The sequence below is a fragment of the Bartonella jaculi genome (genome assembly GCF_039543045.1).
GTDB lineage: Bacteria > Pseudomonadota > Alphaproteobacteria > Rhizobiales > Rhizobiaceae > Bartonella > Bartonella jaculi.
Genome location: NZ_BAABIZ010000029.1, coordinates 9,819 through 11,538, shown reverse-complemented (window position 1 = coordinate 11,538; position 1,720 = coordinate 9,819). Strand labels below are relative to the sequence as shown.

The following is a 1,720-nucleotide window of genomic DNA, read 5'->3' as shown; positions in this document are numbered from 1 at the left end:
CGGCTTTGTTGCATACAAGCTAAAATCTGTAAAGCAGCCACCAATCCATCGCCAGTTGTGCCAAAATCGCTAAGCACGATATGCCCAGAAGCCTCACCGCCAACATTATATCCCTTCTGACGCATTGCCTCGACAACATAGCGATCCCCAACATTTGTCCGTACAAGATCTAATCCTTTGCTATTTAAGAAGCGCTCAAGCCCAAGATTTGACATAATGGTTGTGACAATACCGTTGAGTTGCAACCGTCCTGCTTTATGCCAATGTTCAGCAATGACAGCAATCAGCTGATCTCCATCCACGGTTTGCGCTTTTTCATCAACAATCAGCACACGATCTCCATCACCATCGAGAGCAATCCCCACATCAGCACGCACTTCATGCACTTTTTGTTTTAAAGATGTCAAATCGGTTGAGCCACATTTTTGATTAATGTTGGTACCATTTGGCGCATCATGAATAGCAAAGACTTCAGCTCCCAATTCCCATAAAGCACGCGGAGCGGCCTTATAAGCGGCACCATTAGCGCAATCGACCGCGATACGCAAAGCATCCAAGCGCACATCACGCGGCAAAGTTCGTTTAGCATATTCGATATAACGGTAAATATCACCTTCGACTCGTTTTGCGTAACCAATTTCAGCACAACTTGCTAAAGACTTTGAAAGATCTGTATCGATCAACTGTTCAATTTTTTGTTCTATATCATCTGAAAGCTTAAAACCATCAGGACCAAAAAGTTTAATTCCATTATCATAGAAGGGATTATGAGAAGCAGAAATCATCACTCCCAGATCGGCACGCAATGAGCGACAAAGCATAGCAACAGCAGGCGTTGGCACCGGCCCCAACAAAAAAGCTTCCATTCCAGCAGCAGTAAATCCTGAAACCAAAGCATTTTCCAACATATAACCCGATAAACGGGTATCTTTACCAATCACCACACGACGCGACTGGCGTTGTGACCGAAACAAAACGCCCACCGCCATCCCCACTTTCATAGCAAAATCTGGTGTCATGGGAAAAACATTGGCTTTTCCTCGGATTCCATCTGTACCAAAATATTTTTGTGCCATCCCTATTTCCTTGCCTACACACTTCTTCTCTTATGGTCTTGACAGGGTTCCCTCTTGTAACAACGAAATCCCTCCATTTGGTTTATTTGTATCGCCTCACCCTTTCAGACGATTAAGACGTGCACCACGCCACTTGCAACAGATACGTTCACATGCCCTTACACGACACGCCCCAGTTCAAATCCTCTCTGAAGCGTTTTAAACACGGCATCGGTCTCTCAACACAACGCAAAAGATACCTTCCTATTTCCAACAAAAGACGCGTTTTATATTCTATCTCCAGCACCGCAGCGTTTCTCTAAAACCCAAGACCAGTTCAAATCTTCTCTGAAGCGTTTTAAACACGGCATCGGTCTCTCAACACAACGCAAAAGACACCTTCCTATTTCCAACAAAAGACGCGTTTTATATTCTATCTCCAGCACCGCAGCGTTTCTCTAAAACCCAAGACCAGTTCAAATCTTCTCTGAAGCGTTTTAAACACGGCATCGGTCTCTCAACACAACGCAAAAGACGCCTTCCTATTTCCAACAAAAGACGCGTTTTATATTCTATCTCCAGCACCGCAGCGTTTCTCTAAAACCCAAGACCAGTTCAAATCTTCTCTGAAGCGTTTTAAACACGGCATCGGTCTCTCAACACAA

General features: G+C 44.5%; 1 protein-coding gene. It reads right to left on the bottom strand.

Features of this window, described 5'->3' with window-relative positions; all coding sequences use genetic code 11:
- The coding region (gene glmM / locus ABD915_RS07925; RefSeq protein WP_345117178.1) for a phosphoglucosamine mutase at window positions 1-1,076 on the bottom strand (1,076 nt) is incomplete at its 3' end.
- Window positions 1,077-1,720 lie beyond the last annotated feature (644 nt).